Source organism: Sphingomonas sp. AC522 (genome assembly GCF_979258125.1).
Genome location: NZ_OZ409836.1, coordinates 1,325,323 through 1,341,788, shown reverse-complemented (window position 1 = coordinate 1,341,788; position 16,466 = coordinate 1,325,323). Strand labels below are relative to the sequence as shown.

14 protein-coding genes and 1 tRNA gene are annotated in these 16,466 nt (G+C 62.1%); 6 read left to right on the top strand and 9 right to left on the bottom strand.

Annotated elements, in window-relative coordinates; all coding sequences use genetic code 11:
• Window positions 1-87 precede the first annotated feature (87 nt).
• Window positions 88-1,521, bottom strand: a complete 1,434-nt coding sequence (locus tag ACZZZM_RS06740) for an MFS transporter (RefSeq protein ID WP_463594335.1) — start codon at window positions 1,519-1,521, stop codon at window positions 88-90.
• A 95-nt stretch (window positions 1,522-1,616) separates the two neighbouring features.
• Here ACZZZM_RS06740 and ACZZZM_RS06735 point away from each other — a divergent pair, with 95 nt between their 5' ends.
• Complete coding sequence (locus ACZZZM_RS06735; protein WP_463594334.1) at window positions 1,617-2,669, top strand: LacI family DNA-binding transcriptional regulator; 1,053 nt, start codon at window positions 1,617-1,619, stop codon at window positions 2,667-2,669.
• A gap of 475 nt (window positions 2,670-3,144) precedes the next feature.
• On the opposite strand, the gene ACZZZM_RS06730 is transcribed toward ACZZZM_RS06735, so the two are convergent.
• Window positions 3,145-4,335, bottom strand: a complete 1,191-nt coding sequence (locus ACZZZM_RS06730; RefSeq protein WP_463594333.1) for a serine hydrolase domain-containing protein — start codon at window positions 4,333-4,335, stop codon at window positions 3,145-3,147.
• A gap of 8 nt (window positions 4,336-4,343) precedes the next feature.
• Window positions 4,344-5,300 carry an amidohydrolase family protein gene (locus ACZZZM_RS06725; protein WP_463594332.1) on the bottom strand — a complete coding sequence of 319 codons (957 nt, stop codon included), beginning with the start codon at window positions 5,298-5,300 and terminating at the stop codon, window positions 4,344-4,346.
• A gap of 115 nt (window positions 5,301-5,415) precedes the next feature.
• Between ACZZZM_RS06725 and ACZZZM_RS06720 the strand changes: the two genes are divergently transcribed.
• From ACZZZM_RS06720 to ACZZZM_RS06710, 3 genes are all read left to right on the top strand, one after another.
• Window positions 5,416-7,389: a M61 family metallopeptidase gene (locus ACZZZM_RS06720; RefSeq protein WP_463594331.1), complete on the top strand. Its 1,974-nt coding sequence runs from the start codon at window positions 5,416-5,418 to the stop codon at window positions 7,387-7,389.
• An 8-nt stretch (window positions 7,390-7,397) separates the two neighbouring features.
• Window positions 7,398-8,201, top strand: coding sequence for a helix-turn-helix domain-containing protein (locus ACZZZM_RS06715; protein ID WP_463594330.1), 804 nt, complete (start codon window positions 7,398-7,400; stop codon window positions 8,199-8,201).
• A gap of 80 nt (window positions 8,202-8,281) precedes the next feature.
• Window positions 8,282-8,662: a DUF3830 family protein gene (locus ACZZZM_RS06710; RefSeq protein ID WP_463594329.1), complete on the top strand. Its 381-nt coding sequence runs from the start codon at window positions 8,282-8,284 to the stop codon at window positions 8,660-8,662.
• Between the two features lie 414 nt (window positions 8,663-9,076).
• On the opposite strand, the gene ACZZZM_RS06705 is transcribed toward ACZZZM_RS06710, so the two are convergent.
• Entirely contained in the window at window positions 9,077-10,831 is a 1,755-nt protein-coding gene (locus ACZZZM_RS06705; RefSeq protein WP_463594328.1) for a tetratricopeptide repeat protein, read from the bottom strand.
• A gap of 603 nt (window positions 10,832-11,434) precedes the next feature.
• Window positions 11,435-11,728, bottom strand: a complete 294-nt coding sequence (locus ACZZZM_RS06700; RefSeq protein ID WP_463594327.1) for a hypothetical protein — start codon at window positions 11,726-11,728, stop codon at window positions 11,435-11,437.
• Between the two features lie 342 nt (window positions 11,729-12,070).
• On the opposite strand from ACZZZM_RS06700, the gene ACZZZM_RS06695 reads away from it, so the two are divergent.
• Window positions 12,071-12,691, top strand: a complete 621-nt coding sequence (locus ACZZZM_RS06695) for a chemotaxis protein CheB (protein WP_463594326.1) — start codon at window positions 12,071-12,073, stop codon at window positions 12,689-12,691.
• A gap of 279 nt (window positions 12,692-12,970) precedes the next feature.
• Here ACZZZM_RS06695 and ACZZZM_RS06690 read toward each other — a convergent pair whose 3' ends face one another.
• From ACZZZM_RS06690 to ACZZZM_RS06675, 4 genes are all read right to left on the bottom strand, one after another.
• Window positions 12,971-13,435, bottom strand: coding sequence for a hypothetical protein (locus ACZZZM_RS06690; protein ID WP_463594325.1), 465 nt, complete (start codon window positions 13,433-13,435; stop codon window positions 12,971-12,973).
• Between the two features lie 141 nt (window positions 13,436-13,576).
• Entirely contained in the window at window positions 13,577-14,098 is a 522-nt protein-coding gene (locus ACZZZM_RS06685) for a hypothetical protein (RefSeq protein ID WP_463594324.1), read from the bottom strand.
• 371 nt (window positions 14,099-14,469) lie between these two features.
• A complete protein-coding gene (locus ACZZZM_RS06680; RefSeq protein WP_463596400.1) occupies window positions 14,470-14,646 on the bottom strand; it encodes a helix-turn-helix transcriptional regulator in 177 nt (58 codons plus the stop codon).
• A gap of 271 nt (window positions 14,647-14,917) precedes the next feature.
• Window positions 14,918-14,993 (bottom strand) — tRNA-Thr (locus ACZZZM_RS06675).
• A gap of 296 nt (window positions 14,994-15,289) precedes the next feature.
• Between ACZZZM_RS06675 and ACZZZM_RS06670 the strand changes: the two genes are divergently transcribed.
• A complete protein-coding gene (locus tag ACZZZM_RS06670; protein WP_463594323.1) occupies window positions 15,290-16,453 on the top strand; it encodes a PAS domain-containing protein in 1,164 nt (387 codons plus the stop codon).
• Window positions 16,454-16,466 lie beyond the last annotated feature (13 nt).

Below are 16,466 nucleotides of genomic sequence, written 5' to 3'. Positions count from 1 at the left end.
AATATGCGGTATTGGGCGCCGAGGTTCGATGTTAGTGTGCAACAGCGCACTTGCACCGCGAATCACTTTATGCAATTTTGCATAAATTCAGCGGGGAGCTTTCGGGATGGTAAGCGCGAGGCATGCGGCGACTGCCAATGAAGCGGAAGCGGCAAGCAATGCGCCGGCGGCCTGCCCCGCGAACAAGGTGCGCATGATGAAACCCAGGCTCGCGGCCGCAACCAGCTGGGGCAGGACGATGAATATGTTATGGATGCCCATATAAACCCCCATCTTCTGCGCCGGCACGCCGTCGGACAGCATGGCATAGGGCAGCGACAGGATCGCTGCCCAGGCCACCCCGACGCCGATTGCCGGCAGCCACAGGCTGGCGGCATCGTGGAAGGTCGCAAAGCCGAACATTCCCAGCGCGCCGCAGGCCAAGCACAAGGCATGGCAGCCCCGCCGGCCGAGACTCCGCGCGATCAGCGGCAGCGTCAGCGCCGCGAACGCGGCAACGGCATTATATTCGGCGAACAGCATGCCCACCCAATCGGCGCTCTCCGCATAAGCCGGCAAGGACGCATCCAGCGTGCCGAAGTCGAGCGCGGCGATCGCCGGGATCGCATAGACCCACAAAGCGAACATCCCGAACCAGGTGAAGAACTGCACCAGCGCCAGTCGCTTGAGCACGGGCGGCATGTGAAGAATGTCCTCAACGATCACCACCACACCGATCGAGGTGCGCCCCGTCCGCCGCAGCATCACCGCGGCAAGCTGGAGCAGCCCGAACACCGCGGCGATCCCCGCCACCAGATAGAGCTCGCGCGCGGCCTCGAGCAGGAACGTCGCCAGCGCCAGCGCCGCGCCGCCCAGCATCCAGCCGAGGCCGCTAAGCTTGAGCGCCGCCGATCCGCTGGCGCTGGGCACTTCGGGATGATCGGAAGGATCGGCATTGGCGATGAGCTCGCCGGGGGAGCGCTCGGGCGTGGTCGCGACGGTCCAACCGACCGTCGCCAGCAGCACGACGGCCCCGATGGCATAAGCGGCGCTGACCGGGCTCCATGTCGAAGTGGCGCTCAGCCCGGCCCATTGCGTCAGCATCCATGGCAGCGCGGAGGCGAATACCGCGCCGGCGCCGATGAAGAACACCTGCAACGCATAAGCCGAAGTGCGCTGGGGCTCGGGCAGGGTATCGGCGACGAGCGCGCGGAACGGCTCCATCGCCACGTTGATCGAGGCGGTCAGCACCCACAGCATCAGCGAGGCCGACCACAGGGTCGTGGCGCTCGGCATCGCCAGCAGCGCCAGCCCGGTCAGCAATGCCCCGGCCAGGATATATGGCCGCCGGCGGCCCAGCCGCGTCCAGGTCCGGTCGCTGAGGTGGCCGATCACCGGCTGGACCAGCAGCCCGGTGATCGGCGCCGCGATCCACAACAGGGCCAGTTCGTCGACATTCGCGCCCAGTGTCTGGAAGATGCGGCTGGTGTTGACGTTCTGGAGACCCCAGACGACCTGCACCCCGAACAGACCGAGGCACATGTTCCAGAGAAGCCATCTGCCGGGCAGGCGCGGCGATCGCGCCGCTTCGCCCGGTCCCTCCCCGCTTACTTGCAAAGGACCCCTCTCGATGCTTCATGACTGCCGAACGCGGCCCTTCAGGCAGCTTGGATGCGATGGGCAGCAATAGCAATAACAGCACGACTCTGCAGGATTTGGCGGAACTGGCAGGGGTGTCGGTGTCGACCGTGTCGCGCGCGCTCAACGATCACCCGCTGATCAGCAAGCGCACCAAGCAGCGCATTTGGCAGCTGGCGCGCGATCATGATTACCCGTTCAAGCTGAGCATGCCCAGCGCGCCGGTCGGCGCCGTCGGATCGATCGCGATCGTCACGCCCGTTACCCGCGGGCGCCCGCTGCCGCTTTCGCACCCCTTCTTCCTCGAACTGCTCGCCAATATCGGCGAAGCCGCGCGCGAGCGGGATTGCGACTTCACCGTCAGCCACGCCTCCCCGGTGAATTATGAGGATCTGGTGGTCGCGACGACCACCAGCCGCGCCAATGGCGTCATCTTCCTCGGCCAGAGCACGCTGCACGACGAGTTCAACCGGTTGGCGGCGACCAATGCCCGCTTCGTGGTGTGGGGCGCGCAGCTTCCCGGGCAGCTTTATTGCTCGATCGGCACCGACAATCTGCGCGGAGGCCACCGCGCCACGCGGCACCTGGCCCGGCTCGGCCGCAGCAAGATCCTGTTCCTCGGCGGCAGCGATCCCGAAGCCACCCAGCGCCGCCGCGGCTATCTCAGCGCACTCGCCGAAAGCGGCCTCGAGGAAGATCCGGAGCGGATCGTGGCGGTCGAGTTCGAGCTCGAATCGGCCTATGCCGCCGTCAGCGGCCTGCTGCGACGCGGCGTTCAGTTCGACGGCATCGTCGCCGCCAGCGATCTCATCGCACTCGGCGCTATGCAGGCCCTGCGCCAGGGCGGCATCTCTGTGCCGCAGCAGGTCTCCGTGGTCGGCTATGACGACATGCTGCTCAGCCGCCTGAGCACCCCCACCCTGACCACCGTCCGCCAGGACACATTCGAAGCCGGCCGGCTATTGGTCTCCCGGATCATGGACGACGGCGAGCACCAGGAAAGCAAGCGCCTGCCGACCGAGCTGATCGTTCGGGAGTCTTGCGGGGGGTGAGTTTGCTCGGTCACAATTTTGCAGGCGCCGCATCCGCTTTTGCCGCGCAGCAGAGCCTCTTGAAGGGGCATGGTTTAAACCCTGCTCTAACCGCGAACGTTAGAGCAAGCGCTCTCCAGAAACCGAAGCGCGTTGGGTTTCATTTTTCTGGGCTTCCCGCTTCCCAACTACAGACGGTCATTCATCCAGGCCACACTTGGCCGCTAAGCGCCCAATTGTCGCCGTTCAACTTGTGCGCCCGGCGATCCCGAAAGCTGCCTTACAACGGCGGACCATCTGACGGCGTTGTGTGCAAAACGGCTATGTTAAAACGACGATAGCACTTCGGGGATCGTCGCTTGCCGAACCGCAATCCAAGGGCTTCCGGCCCATCCTCGGTGTAACAGCGCGACAATGGGCCTGACGGTCCACTCGCTGAGGGGTGACATGTCTCGCTCGGATCGCGCGTCCCCACCTAGCGAACGGCGGGTGGGGGCTAGGTCTTGTTGTAAAGGATCTTAGCGATCCGGTCTGCCATTACTGATGCGTCGAATCCCTCGGCTTGCGAGGTCGCCATTGTAATCACCACCGTGTCTCGGTCGAATACCCGGAGATCGGATGAAAAAATATCGATCACGCTTCCATTGTGGCCCCACATGGTGTGGCCATAAGACATCCGCGTCGTCCAACCATATCCATAATAGCTTGAGGAAGACGAATCCGCCTTTTCCTTAACGTGTGGAGTAAACTGAAGCTTGAGCATGGCGCGATTTAGTATCTTGCCGGATGCCAGCGCGCGATACCACCGGTAGAGATCCGAGATCGATCCGTTGATTGAGGAGGCGCCGATGCCACACCATTCTCGTCCGCTTCGTTGCCGCACCGGCCAAGCATCATAGCCGTATACCTTCTCATAAACCGTGCCCCAGCGGCTTCCATTTCGATAGCCAATTGCAATCGCCTCGCGCGGCCAAGTTGGCAGCGTAAATCCAAGCATCGGCGTCCCGGCCAGGCGTAAGACTTCATTGCGAAGGAACGTATGATAGGGTTGGCCACTCACTTGCTCGACGATCGCAGCAAGCAGATTGAACCCTTGATTTGAGTACGAGTAGCGCTCGCCGGGCGCAAAAAGTAGCGGGGTCTCCAAGACGCTCGCGATGTAGGTATCGCGCGTAGTCGCGTCGGTGCAGCGCCCATTGGTCATGGCGAGGCCGGACGAATGGGTCAGCAGATGGTGGATGGTGATGCCCGCCTTATCCGCGGGGACATTGGTGAAGAAGCGCGAGACAGGATCTCGAAGAGAAAGCTTACCTTGCTGAACAAGCTTTAGAACGGCGGTCGCAGTGAAAGGCTTGGATATCGAACCGAAATGGAAGACGGTGGTCGGCAGAATTGCTCGTTTCTCTTCACGATCTGCCCAGCCAAAGCCTTGGTATAAGATCGGCGCTCCTCGCCGCGCGACGAGGATCGCACCCGAAAACCCCTGGCGCTTCAAATCATCGGCATATCGGCTGATCTCAGGCGCGACCGTTGAGACGAGTCTTTCTTGTGTTCCCTGAAGGCTTGTCGCGGCACATCCGGTCAGCGAGGTCCACGCCGCCAGCCCAGACAGCCCGAGCCGAATGACTTCGGGCGGACGGATGAATGCATTTCGATCGGCGAGGTAAGTGGCATGCGCCAGCTTCATCTCCCATCTCATTTGCGTAGATAAGGAGGTTCGTTCCTCGCTATGTGTGCAATCTCAGCGGCTGAGAGCGGAACCTTCGCGCGGAACAATGCCCAGGCTTCGGCCAGCGGCGGATTTCCTGCGATCGGGAAATCTGAACCGAATACGACCCGATCCAGCCCGATGCTGCGAATTCGCGCCGCAAGCAGCGCACCGTCTTCCGGAGTCGAATTGGGGGCTACCACCGTCGTAAGATCAAAGATCAGGCTGCGCGTTCGCGCGTCCTTGGCGCGGATCGCATCGACAAAAACCCCCAGGACCGAATTCGCGATCTCGTCATAACCTGGTCCAGCACCGGCAAGGTGCGCAATCTGAACGGTAATGTGCGGTGCCACCGGGAGCAGCTTGTCGATAAAGAGCCGCGCATCTTCAGGTCCATAACCAGCACCGCCGCGCGACCTAAGGTGCACCGCAATAGGTATTCTCAAGCGGTCCGCGAGTGCGAAGACCTCGCGCATGCGGGCGACGTGATCGGCGTTACGCAAGGTCACGCCGCTATTGCCGAAGTGGAGCTTGAGCCCGCGCATTCCCGGAAGGCGGTTGCAGCGCTCGATTTCGGCCAAGGCGCCAGGCATCAACGGATTGACGCCGCAAAAGCCGCGCAACCTGGCCGGCGCAACCGCAACCTGCGCGGCGGTCCAGTCATTTTCCTGCCGCGTGCGCGCCTCGGGATTGCTCAGCTGCTTGCGCTCGTCCGAAAACGAATATCCCATCGAGAGGATGACGGCGCGCTTCGATCCCGCTGCATCCATCATTCGCAGCAGAGCGGCAGCGTCAATCGGCTCGTCCTTTACGATCAGGGCGAATTCCGGGCTGAGGAGATGCTGGTGCGCAGCTACCACCGGTCCGCGCAGATTCCCTGGTGGTGGCGTAGCGACGCATCCGGCAACAAGGAACGCGAAACAAAGGGGAATCAGCGGCTTCAAGACACAATCCTTGCTTGTTGAATCCGCATCTTTACCGGCTTCGGTATCGGCGGATTGGACGATTCGAAGGTAACTCATTCTCGCGTGCCGGCCACGAGGGACTTCCGCCTTTGAATTGTCCAATACGATGGCGGGTCGAGGGTGCCATTCCTGGCTGATCGCGGAGATGGAATTGGCAAAGTTGCAAACCTTGGGCAGAAGTCTGTTGCTGGCCTTGGCGTGCGTGGCCCCGAGCGTGACGCTTGGGCAGATCGCGCCCGCGTCCGATTGGCACCCTCGCGACCTTCGTTATCCGGGCACGATCAGCCTCGCCGTGGACGCCAGGGACGTGGAGCGAGGAATCTTTCGCGTCCGCGAGATTGTGCCGGTGCGCGGCGCCGGCGCGCTGACGCTGCTCTTCCCGAAATGGGTTCCCGGCAATCATGCGCCGACCGCGCGCCTAGAAGGGCTCGCCGGGCTGGTCGTCAGCGCAAACGGACGCCGCATCGCGTGGACGCGCGATCCCGTAGACATGCACGCGTTTCGGATCGAGGTTCCACTAGACGCGCGCCAGATCGAGGTGGAGTTTCAGTATCTGACGCCGACCAGCCCCGAGCAGGGGCGCGTCGTTGCGACGCCGGCAATGCTGAATCTCCAGTGGTTCTCCCTGGCAGCCACACCCGCTGGCTATTACTCGCGCGGAATTTCGATCGAACCCAGCGTGCGACTGCCCGCCGGATGGCAGTTAAGCTCGCAGCTCGAGGTCATGCGCCGCAGCGGCGACGTGGTCCATTTCAGGCCGCTGGACTTCGAAACTCTAATCGATTCCCCAGTTTTCGCCGGGGCGCATTTCAAGCGCTTCGAGCTCGGCCAGATCGATAACGCCCCGGTTTTCCTCGACGTCGTCGCAGACTCCCCCGAGTATCTTGCGCCCGGCATAGGCGCCGTCGCGGCGCACAGGCGTCTGGTGGAACAGGCGGGCCGTCTATTCGGCGCTCCCCCGTTTGGAAGTTACCGGTTCATGCTCGCACTGACGAAGGAGATGGGCGGTATCGGGACCGAACATCTCGGATCGAGCGAAAACACGCGACCGACCGACTATCTCTCTAACTGGACCGGCGGAGCGCTGCTTCCCCATGAGTTTGCACATTCCTGGAATGGCAAGGCGCGTCGGCCTGCCGACCTCTGGTCTGCCGACTTCAACCAGCCGATGCGCAACTCGATGCTGTGGCTCTACGAGGGGCAGACGCAGTTTTGGGGCTTTGTGCTTGCAGCCAGAAGTGGGCTGATGACTCGCGAGCAAGTGTTCGACGTATTCGCGCGTCTCGCGGCCCTTTACGAGGCCCAACCGGGACGCAGGTGGCGTCCGCTTGGCGATACCGGCAATGACGCGATCATCACGCGTGATCTGGTCGAGGAGCCGTGGCCGAGCTGGCGCCGCTCGCTCAGCGACAGCTACTCCGAAGCCGATCTCATGTGGATCGAGACGGATGGCCTGATCCGCGAACTGTCCGGCGAGCAACGCAGCTTGGACGATTTTGCCCGCACGTTTTTCGCCGGTGGCGGCGAACGGCCGGCGCTATATACCTTTACCGACGTCGTTGTGGCCTTGAACCGCGTCCAGCCCTACGATTGGGCGAGCTTCCTCAATGCACGCGTTCACGAAGTAACGCCCAATGTACCGGCAGCTTGGCTCAACAGGTCCGGTTACCGCCTTGCTTTCCGTGCCGTACCGACGCCGGCCTATGCTGAACACGAAAGGCGAACCAACCGGACCGATCTGCGCAACTCGCTCGGGCTGGTGCTGCGCGCAGGCACCGCCGGTTCGGTGACCGAGGTGGTGTGGGACAGTCCCGCTTTCGCAGCGGAGATCACCCCCGGTGCGACGATCCTGACCGTGAACGGGGAACCATATACCGCGCAGCGCCTCGAAGCCGCGATACAGGCCAACCGTCAAGGGACAAACCCGATCCGATTGACAGTGAACAATCGGGGCAGAGATCGCGCGATCTCCTTGAATTACAAAGGGGGTCTTCGGTATCCGCGGCTCGAGCGAGTCCCAACTGAGGTTGATCGGCTAGGGGCGTTGCTCACGCCGCGCGAACGATGAGGATGCGAATGGCAGGCATGATGGTCAGCCGCGACGGCTCGGCTCGAGATCCGCGGGACATCGAGAACGAGATCGCCACGGTCTCAGGCGCACGCGCGGTTCGGATCGTGGACAAGGGCGGCGCCCTCGTTAGCGAACACAGTCATGACTGGCCCATCCTGTCACTCTTCATCGCGGGCGACTACACGAAGATTAGCGAGATGGGCACTACACGGATTTGCTCGCCGGCGGCTGTGCTCCATGCGCCGGGCGCCCCCCATGGTAGCGTGGTGAGCGATGCAGGAGCCGAGCAGATTGATATCGAGTTCGATCCATCATGGGTTGGTCTGAACACCCGCGATCTGTTGCCGGTGCAGTGTTGGATCGGAGGTCCAATCGCGATTTCGGCACGTAAGCTTGCTGCACTGTGGATGCAGGGGTGCCAAGACCAGGCGCTACTCACCGCAGCGACACGAAGGCTTATCGAGGGTTCGCTACAGCAGCCGGTCGAACCAGCGCCCGACTGGGTTTCGCAAGTAGCGGATATGCTGCAGGCCGAAAGCCCACTTTCCACCATTGAGATCGCTAACCGCCTGGGAATGCATCCCGGTTGGCTCGCCCATGGATACCGGCGCGCGGTTGGAGAGGGTGTGGGGGAGACCTTGCGCCGCCGTCGCGTGGAACAAGCCACCGCGATGCTGCGTGCGGACGCGGCAACGCATGCACAGATCGCGCTCGAAGCAGGGTTTTGCGACCAAAGTCATATGATCCGATCGTTCCGGGCTGTGCTAGGGCGCACGCCAGCCCAGGTTGCGACTGAAATCGCGGCATGAACATGCCGGCTGCAGATGTCAGTCTGGTACCGGAGCCGAATGCGCTTGAGCGCCGGGTATGCGTAACGATCGGCGACAGGATGTTCGACGCCGACCTGGATTTCAGTGCTGCGCCACTGACCTGCGAGCGCTTTCTTTCGATGCTGCCTTACCGGAAGCGGATCATTCATGTCCGTTGGAGTGGAGAGGCGGCCTGGATTCCGCTTGGGAACACTGACTTCGCGCTTCCGCCAGAGAACCCGACCAGCTTTCCAGCCCCAGGGGATTTCCTGCTCTTTCCTGGCGGCGTAAGCGAAACTGAAATCTTGCTTGCTTACGGACCCACCCGCTTTGCCAGCAAGGCAGGCCAGCTTGCAGGTAATCCGTTTCTGCGCCTGACCACAGGGGTGGAGCACCTGCCAGCCCTTGGTCGCGATCTACTTTGGGGTGGAGCAAAGGACATCTTGTTTTTGCGTCCTTAGCGGGCTCAATTACGTGATCGCGGCCGACAAACCTAGATTGAGCCCCTTGCCTAACAGATCCGCGTAGCCGTCGCGATCTAGACTTGTCGATCGTTTCACGAGCCGAAGGCCAGTCGCCACGCCGACGCGTGCCCGATGTGGCACGTGGCGATCGGAACAGCGGGAAAGCGTGTCGGATGGTGGCTATCGCACTCCGTTACCTGAAAGCAGCTGCTCGGCGACCGGCCGAGAATGGCTCGGCCATTCTTGGCCCAAAACCTGCCAGTCAGCAACGCGCCCCAATAACGGCCGTTTCCTGTGTCGTCCGGGACGATCCGAAAGCAGTCGTTTGTTTTCCCCTGCTAACGCTTACAGACCCCCTGCAATAATGCCGCATCGGCCAATTCAAGGAGTCCGCGCCGGTAGCGGGCGGCCTTAGCGGCAGCCCCAGCCAGCACTGCAATAGCTTCGACTCACGTTCTCACGCGCGCTCTTGTAGATCGCACTTTCGCTGATGCTCGGTATGGCCGCATAGGTCGCAGGCGTGATGGTGGAGCTGAATGAGCCCCAGCTAGATCCCGATCCCCAGCCCGATCGCGCGGACGCCGCCGAAGCCCGTCGCATCTGCGATTCCTGGCGTTGACGCTGCACGCGCGCCCGCGCCTCGGCATCGAAGATCATTCGAGCGCGCGAGTTCAATTGCCACGTTTGGAAGGTAACGAAGTAAATGTCGGGAATGTCGGCGATGCGGCCCGCGGACGATGACGCAAGGAGCACGCGATTGACCTCGTCGACGCTTCCCATGACATAGGCGGCCTTTTGCATCGCGCCCGCATAATCGCCTGCGGCCAGCAACTGCCCGACGGCGAGCCCGCCCGCTGCCTGCGCCTCGTCCCACCGGCGCCGCGCGGCGCCGCCTGCCGCTACGTCCGCCATGTATGTTTCGAGCGTGCGAACCGCCTGACAGCTGTTCTGCTGACCGCCGAGCGCGCAGGCTTTGCGATACCAGCGGAGCGCCTCCATGTGCTGCTTGCGCTCATTCGCTGCGAAGCCGAGATTCATGCAGCCGCCGAAATGGTTGAGCTCGCAACCCTTCGCGGCATAGAGATCCGACGCAGAGAGATCGCGCGGCGCGCCGTAATTTCCCTTTGCGAGGTGCGAAGCGAGTCCGCACGATTCTCCCGATCCGGCATTGCACCCGGCGGCCGCGTATTTCAGCGCCAACGGTCCGTCGGTGCGTTTGAAGACGTTTTCTCCGCTCCCCCAGAGCTGCGCCATGTACAGGCAGCTACGCCCCTCGCGCAGCGAGCAGGCGCGATCATAGATCGTCATCGCGAGCTCTTCGTCTTTGGCCGCACCGCGCCCGGTTTCAGTCCGAACTGCTGTCCACAAGCATGAATCTCCGGACCCCGCCTCGCAGCCCGCTTTGTACAGCGCGAAGGCGGCGGCCTGGTCCGCTGGTGCCTCGCCCTGTCCTTTGACCTTAGCGGCGATGAAGCATGCCTCCGCGATGCCGCCTTTGCAGGCGCCGGAGAACGCGGTGAATGACTTGGCTGTATCCTTTAGGGTGCCGCGCCCAAGCTCATGTGCCTCGCCAAGCTGCCAACAGGCAACTGCGTCCCGCGCGGCGCATTTGCGTTCAAGCGCGACGCTCCAGCCAATGTTCGTGTCAGGCGCCATCGCTTTGACAGTCGCCGGCCCGGATGCCGCGGAAAGGGGTTTTGGTGCCGCTGCCGTCGAAGCGGCAATGGGGAGGGGCGCGGATGTGGGCGGCGGCGCGCCGGGAAGCCTCGTGCACCCGCCCGCTTGCTCAGCGCGCGACCCGAGCCCGGTCCCCTCGATGTCGCGCCGAGCCGCAGCAAGCGCTTCGTCGGCGTCCTCCTTGCGGTATTCAGGCTGATCAGCAAAGGCTACGTCCATAGCCTTGCTCCACTCCGCGACCCGGCGGTCAAGATCGGCGGTGGTGTAATGCGCCGGAAGGCTCCCGCGACCGTTGTCGGCGACGTGAGCGCGAAGCACGGTTAGCGTCGCCCAGCAGGAGGCAATCTCGCCGCGGGTCACAGCGGTCGTACGCCAGCCTTCACCCGCCTTGACCCTCTCGGTCAGGTCGGTTGGGCTTTGGGCGAACGCGGGCATCGAAACTGTCCCGGCAGCAATCAGGAGTGAAACCAGGATGTGGCGCAGCAGCATAACCGGTCTCCGAGACAATTATGGCACAGGCTGTGCCACAGTCTGCGGCCCGTCAAGCGAGCCCTCCAACGTTAACGCGATTTGTAATAGGTGCGGAGACAACAGCAGACGCGGCGCAAGTCGAACGCCGCTATCGCGGGTACGCGCTTCCCCTCGCCAACTTCAGTCACGTCAACGCTATCGCCGGAAGTACGCGAACTACAGCCGCCCCGGTGACCGCGACGGAGTTCAATTGCGGGCACTGGGCGTGAGTGCCCCAACCCGTCGGCCACGTCCCGGTCTGCGCTCGATTAGCACCTCTATAGTTCCTTCACCTTGTCCGAATCCACGTCCTGTACGTCCGCGCTGGTAACGCGGCCCAGCGGGACGTCGGGGCTGACAATGAGCGGCTGAACCATCAGAAAGCCGAACCCGTCATGAGTGGTCTTACGATAGAAATCGCGCGCGCGGGCAGCATCGCTTCCGACCCCGAAAACGATGGTCGTATTGTCGATCTGCTCCTCCCGACTACGCGCGCGGTGACGGTGAGCCCTGCAGCAGCAGCAGCGGCTTCGAGCTTGGTCAGGCTGGAAGGAGGGCCGAATCCGGTGAGTCCTACCAACATCATCGGAGCTTGTCCGCAGCGACGACCATGATCTTCGGCATGGCCTTCCGTCCCTCGCTGGCAACTTGGACCCGCGGTGTACCCTTTTTGTAAAAGCCCTTCACACCGACCGCGCAGCTTGGCCGCGAGCCTTTCACCATCATCAATCGTATTTTGAAGAAGCCTTCGGCCGAGGCGGTGAACAGCGCGGTCGGAGCATTGTCGCTCGCGACGTCTGCGTCGACGGTCTTGCCCTTCGGGTCCAACACCTGCGTGTCCAAATCGGCGCGGGCATCGTCGCAAAGCGCGGTCATCAGGATTGAATTACCGGAAAATATTTAGATTTCGACCGTGCCTTCCCCGCCCTCCTGCAGGTCGGCCTCCTTCGCCCCAAGGCGTGGGAGTAAAGCCCTTGCCAGTGGCGCTCTCGTTCGCCGGGGCCATTTGCGTGGCGACGCTTGGCGAGCCCCATTGGTCCTGCGTCAGCGCCGCCGGGCAGGCCGAGCGCGAGGCACGCCAAAAGGATAATCGGCTTGGTCATGCGTCGCGCCTACCAACTCGCTTCTGCCACGAAGCGCCGGACCGAATGTCTGGAATTGGGTGGAAAGCGGTTGCTCAGCGATTGCGCAGGTGTCTCGCGATGTTGATAAGGATCAATGAAAAACTGTTTCGAGGCGCTCGCCGTTTCACGCACAGACCACTGTTTCATCGCCATCGGCGCTTCAGGGGCGGAGGGATTGATCGACTTGAAGCGCCTGGTGAGCGCTTTGGGAGAACTTTCGAAGGCGACGGTGATGGTCGTTCTGCATCGGCCATTCGACAAGCCGAGCAACCTGCAAGCGATCCTCCAGCGCACCACGCTCATGCCCGTCCTGCTTGCCGAAAACGACATGAAACTTGAGCGAGGCGTCTGTTACATAGGTGAGCCGGGCTCACACCTGCATCTGGTAAGCAACAGCTTCGGGGCACTCGATCATGACCCCAGCCGGGCGCATCGCAATCGCACCGTCGACCTCTTATTCAGCTCGCTCGCGAAGTTTGCTCGCGAGAGCGCCATCGGGATCGTGCTGTCGGGATCGTTGGACGACGGCTCACGTGGGCTCGCAGCTATTCATAAGGCCGGCGGCATGACCATGGTGGTACTTCCGAATTCCGGTCCGCGCGGAATGCCGGGGAACGCCATTGCTTATGACGGGCCTATCGACTTCATCGGCACCACCGATCAAATTGCGGAGAAGGCGATAGCTTATGTAGGCAGGCCGCTGGTCGTTCAATGAATGTCCGCAACTGGGTCGTCACGGGCCCGACCGCTCTTGGCGCGGCGTGATCCGCCGGCAATGGCTGGAATTGGGTGGGAAGCGGACATTAGCCCCGGCTGTCGCGGGCACCGTCAAAATGCTGCTTAATGGACCTCAGGAGCTTCGCCTCTACCTCCTCGGCGAAGGCGCGCTTCCTCGGGCTTCTTGAAGTGGACATTCACGCCGAGCGCCCAATCGAGACCTTCGCGCAACCTTTCATTCTCGGTTGTTTCGGACAGCACGACCCTCGGCACGACTTCACCTTTTGATCTGCAAATCTACATAGACCATCGTACCGGTCGATCCTGCAACCTTGTTTAAGGTGATAAGCGGATAGGTCCCCGGGCCTTGCCGCAACGCCCAGGGTTCCAGAGAAATACTGCCATCCCGCACCATTTTCTGTTCAAGGCACGTTTCTAGCTCCTGTTTCGTGCTTGCTTCCAGGGCGGCGGCTGACGCCTCGTTCAGGCCCATGGTCCAGCATTCGAAGCGAGTAAGGATCGCGGTAATCTTGCATTGGGTAAAGCCAGGTAGGCTGGATTTCGCGGCAAATGCCTGACCCTCGCCCTTGATCGGCTTCCCTTTGAGAGAGGCGAAGGGCGACGGCTCCATCCCAGCGCGGGCGATCTTTTCGAACCCTTCGCAAAATGGTGAGGCGTGCGCCTGCCCGAAAGCGAGCATTGCCCCAGCGGCCATACAAATCGGTTTTCTGACGTTCACCATTTCGCCTCTAGTCCTCCACCTACAGCCTCAGCCTTTAGCGTTTGGCAACGGCAACTTTCCACGCAGTTTACGCCGTCGCGGCGCTGGCTGCGGCTTCCCGACGGCGGCCAGTCGGCAAACGACCCAGTTGCAGTCGTTGCCTTAGCCGGCAGCGCGGACTGAGTTCGGATCGCGGCCTGACATTAATCGACATTTCGCCGCTTCCAGCGCGAGACTCCAATCCCTGCCAGCGAAATGGGTGACCCAGTAAACCTCTTCGGCCTCTACGAACCCCTTCAACGCTGCGGCTTGGTCGATTTTGCGATCAGCGATGAGACGATCTACCGCTCGCTTCAAATACATGCTTGCTAATTTGTTCTGCTCGGCGACTTGTGCGGTGGCACCGCCGTTTTGCAACAGGCGAGCAGATTCTGATGAATGCATGGAGGAGCAGAAAGTATGGATCTGCCAGAAGGCGTTACCATTCCAGATAGCAGTCGGTCCTAGCAGGCGATCAGCTTTCAAGTCGCCCGCAATAGCTGCTCCGCGCTTGTAGCCCGTGGCGACGAAGCCTTCGGGATTCGCGTGTTCGGGTTCGGCAGCAGCGACACCTACGATCAATGCTGCTGAGGCCATGGCCGCGACAAGCGTGCTGATACTCTTAGCCCCTTTGGATTGAAACATATCCTGTCCCCAAGCATCTGCTGCCAATGTTGCGGCGAGTCTGTTAGAAAGCTAGTTATCCGTCAATCGAGAGCGGCCTCGAAATTGCTCCAGCCCTAAGTGGCAGCTTCCCCCCACTTGCAGACATACAGTTGAGCGCCCCTGCCTACTGCGCGGACCGTCCGATTTGGACGCCGGGCGATCTGAACGCGAACGGCGGCAATTAGGGCGCACAGCTGCCCTTCCAAACTCGATAAGACCTCGAATTCGGCCGCCAAGAGTCCATCGCAAGAGGCTTATCGTCATATGCACGCGTGATCCCAACTCGGGGAGCCACCGTCCGTTCGCATCGCCGGCATTCCGCTCGCTAGACGCCAGCCATTGTCCGACGGTCACTGGCTTTCGTTTCGGGCAGCAATCTGTGCGCATTGCCAGATCAGCACTTCGCGCTCAATCCAGCGAGACGCACGCCCCAGCCTCACGCAGGCCGGAAAACTGCGCTCCCCGATCATCTTGTAAATGGTCGTCCTACCCAGGCCGACCAGAATCATGACCTCGTTCAAGGAGATCAGCCGGTCACGCTCGATCTATACGGTTTTGCCTTGGACTTCGCGTTCTTCAACGCTGTCGCCGTCAATGCCATTGAGCACCTCCGTTCTCCATCGCCCGCGCAATCTGAGGGTATTTTAAAATGCCCTTTGGAAAATACCCCCTGACATACCCCCAGCGGACCGCGAATGTTGACGCACGGCCGCGCCCGATCGCGACCGTTTCCAACGAATTTTTGGCAGATCTCCGCGGGTTTTTGCAACCGCTGGCGCACATTGGCGAATAGGGAAATGGTGCCGCTTACAGGACTCGAACCTGTGACCCCCGCATTACGAATGCGATGCTCTACCAGCTGAGCTAAAGCGGCCTGGTATCGAAGGCATCGCCCCCGAGGAGCGGCGCGCTTACCAGCAGTCTCTCTAGCTGACAAGCGTTGCCAAAGCGTTGTTTTGCATGCGCGCCTTTGCGCACCGACTTTACGCGGCGTTTACCACATGGGGTGCACAACTCGCTCGAATAAGGACGCAAGGGCATTGTTCGCCCGGAGTGGAGCATGTGCATGGATATGTCTCGCGGCATCAATGATCCGCTTGGCGGGGGGAAAGCGAGCCCAATGAGGCCGTTTCCGATCGCCCGCTAGATATCGGCACCGACGAGCGGCGGATGCATGTCCGCGCCTATAATCACTGGGTGTCGTTGCTCCACGGCCGGCCCTATCCGTCGATCGAGGATCTGGATCCCGGCAATATCGCCGATTTCGGGGCGCATTCGGTGCTGCTCGATTTCTCCAAGGGCGTCGACGATCCAGCGATTCGCTTCCTCGGCAAGGCTCTGCGCGAAGAAACCGGAGTCGATCCGATCCTCACCCATGTCGGCCAGGTGCCCAGTCGCTCCTTGCTGTCGCGCCTGACCGACCATTATCTCCAGATCATCGCCAATCGCGCACCGATCGGCTTCGAGGCCGAATTCGTCGGCACGCGCGGGCACAACACCATGTATCGCGGCATCCTCATGCCCTTCTCGTCCAACGGCGAGCAGATCGACTTCATCTATGGCGTGATCAACTGGAAGGAGCTGGTCGATGCGGCCACCCAGGCTAAGCTCAATGCCGAGATCGAGGAATCGCGCCGCGCCGCGCCTGCGCCGGTCGCCGCGGCACCGGTCTGGGCCGATGGCCCCAGCGCCGGCTTCGATTCGACCGACGATCTGGTGATCGCGGAGCCAGCCTCCGATGCGTCGCTGCCAGCGGATTCGTCGCTGGCGGATCGCCTGATGCTCGCCCGCGAATCGGCCGCCGCCGCGCGCGCTTCGGATACGCGCAGCCGCTCGTCGCTCTATCGCGCACTGGCACGCGGCTATGATTTCGCGCTTGCCGCCGAAAGCGACGAGGTCGGCTATGCCGAGTTGCTCCAGGATGCCGGTCTCAAGGTCCAGGCGCGCGCGCCGATGACCCCCGCGGTCAAGCTTGTCTTCGGCGCCGATTATGACAAGACCCGCCTTACCGAATTCGCCGCCGTGCTCAGCCATGCCAAGCGCAGCCGGGTGCCTTCGGGCGGGCTCGACGGTTTCCTCGATATGGCAGAGGGCGGGATCAAGGGCGTGGTCGCCGCCGAGCGTGCGCATCGCCGCCCCGCCGCCAAGCCCGATCTGTTTGCGCAGATCGCCCAGGAATTACGCAGCCGCCCGCCGATCGCGCATGTCGATCTTTCGGCGGCCAGCGAATTTGTCGTGCTGCTTGCGCGCAAAGGCGGCGACGGGCTCGATATCGTCGCGCAGGTTGCCGACAGTCCGCTCACCGAACGCGCCATCCGCAAGGCCGCCGCGTAAGCCGACGGCAAAA

Bases quoted from the DNA above. Each gene is read 5' to 3' on its own strand.
- ACZZZM_RS06740 (WP_463594335.1), bottom strand. From the start codon at position 1,521: ATGTGCCTCGGTCTGTTCGGGGTGCAGGTCGTCTGGGGTCTCCAGAAC.
- ACZZZM_RS06735 (WP_463594334.1), top strand. From the start codon at position 1,617: ATGACTGCCGAACGCGGCCCTTCAGGCAGCTTGGATGCGATGGGCAGC.
- ACZZZM_RS06730 (WP_463594333.1), bottom strand. From the start codon at position 4,335: ATGAAGCTGGCGCATGCCACTTACCTCGCCGATCGAAATGCATTCATC.
- ACZZZM_RS06715 (WP_463594330.1), top strand. From the start codon at position 7,398: ATGGCAGGCATGATGGTCAGCCGCGACGGCTCGGCTCGAGATCCGCGG.
- ACZZZM_RS06710 (WP_463594329.1), top strand. From the start codon at position 8,282: ATGTTCGACGCCGACCTGGATTTCAGTGCTGCGCCACTGACCTGCGAG.
- ACZZZM_RS06705 (WP_463594328.1), bottom strand. From the start codon at position 10,831: ATGCTGCTGCGCCACATCCTGGTTTCACTCCTGATTGCTGCCGGGACA.
- ACZZZM_RS06700 (WP_463594327.1), bottom strand. From the start codon at position 11,728: ATGACCGCGCTTTGCGACGATGCCCGCGCCGATTTGGACACGCAGGTG.
- ACZZZM_RS06695 (WP_463594326.1), top strand. From the start codon at position 12,071: ATGAAAAACTGTTTCGAGGCGCTCGCCGTTTCACGCACAGACCACTGT.
- ACZZZM_RS06690 (WP_463594325.1), bottom strand. From the start codon at position 13,435: ATGGTGAACGTCAGAAAACCGATTTGTATGGCCGCTGGGGCAATGCTC.
- ACZZZM_RS06685 (WP_463594324.1), bottom strand. From the start codon at position 14,098: ATGTTTCAATCCAAAGGGGCTAAGAGTATCAGCACGCTTGTCGCGGCC.
- ACZZZM_RS06670 (WP_463594323.1), top strand. From the start codon at position 15,290: ATGCATGTCCGCGCCTATAATCACTGGGTGTCGTTGCTCCACGGCCGG.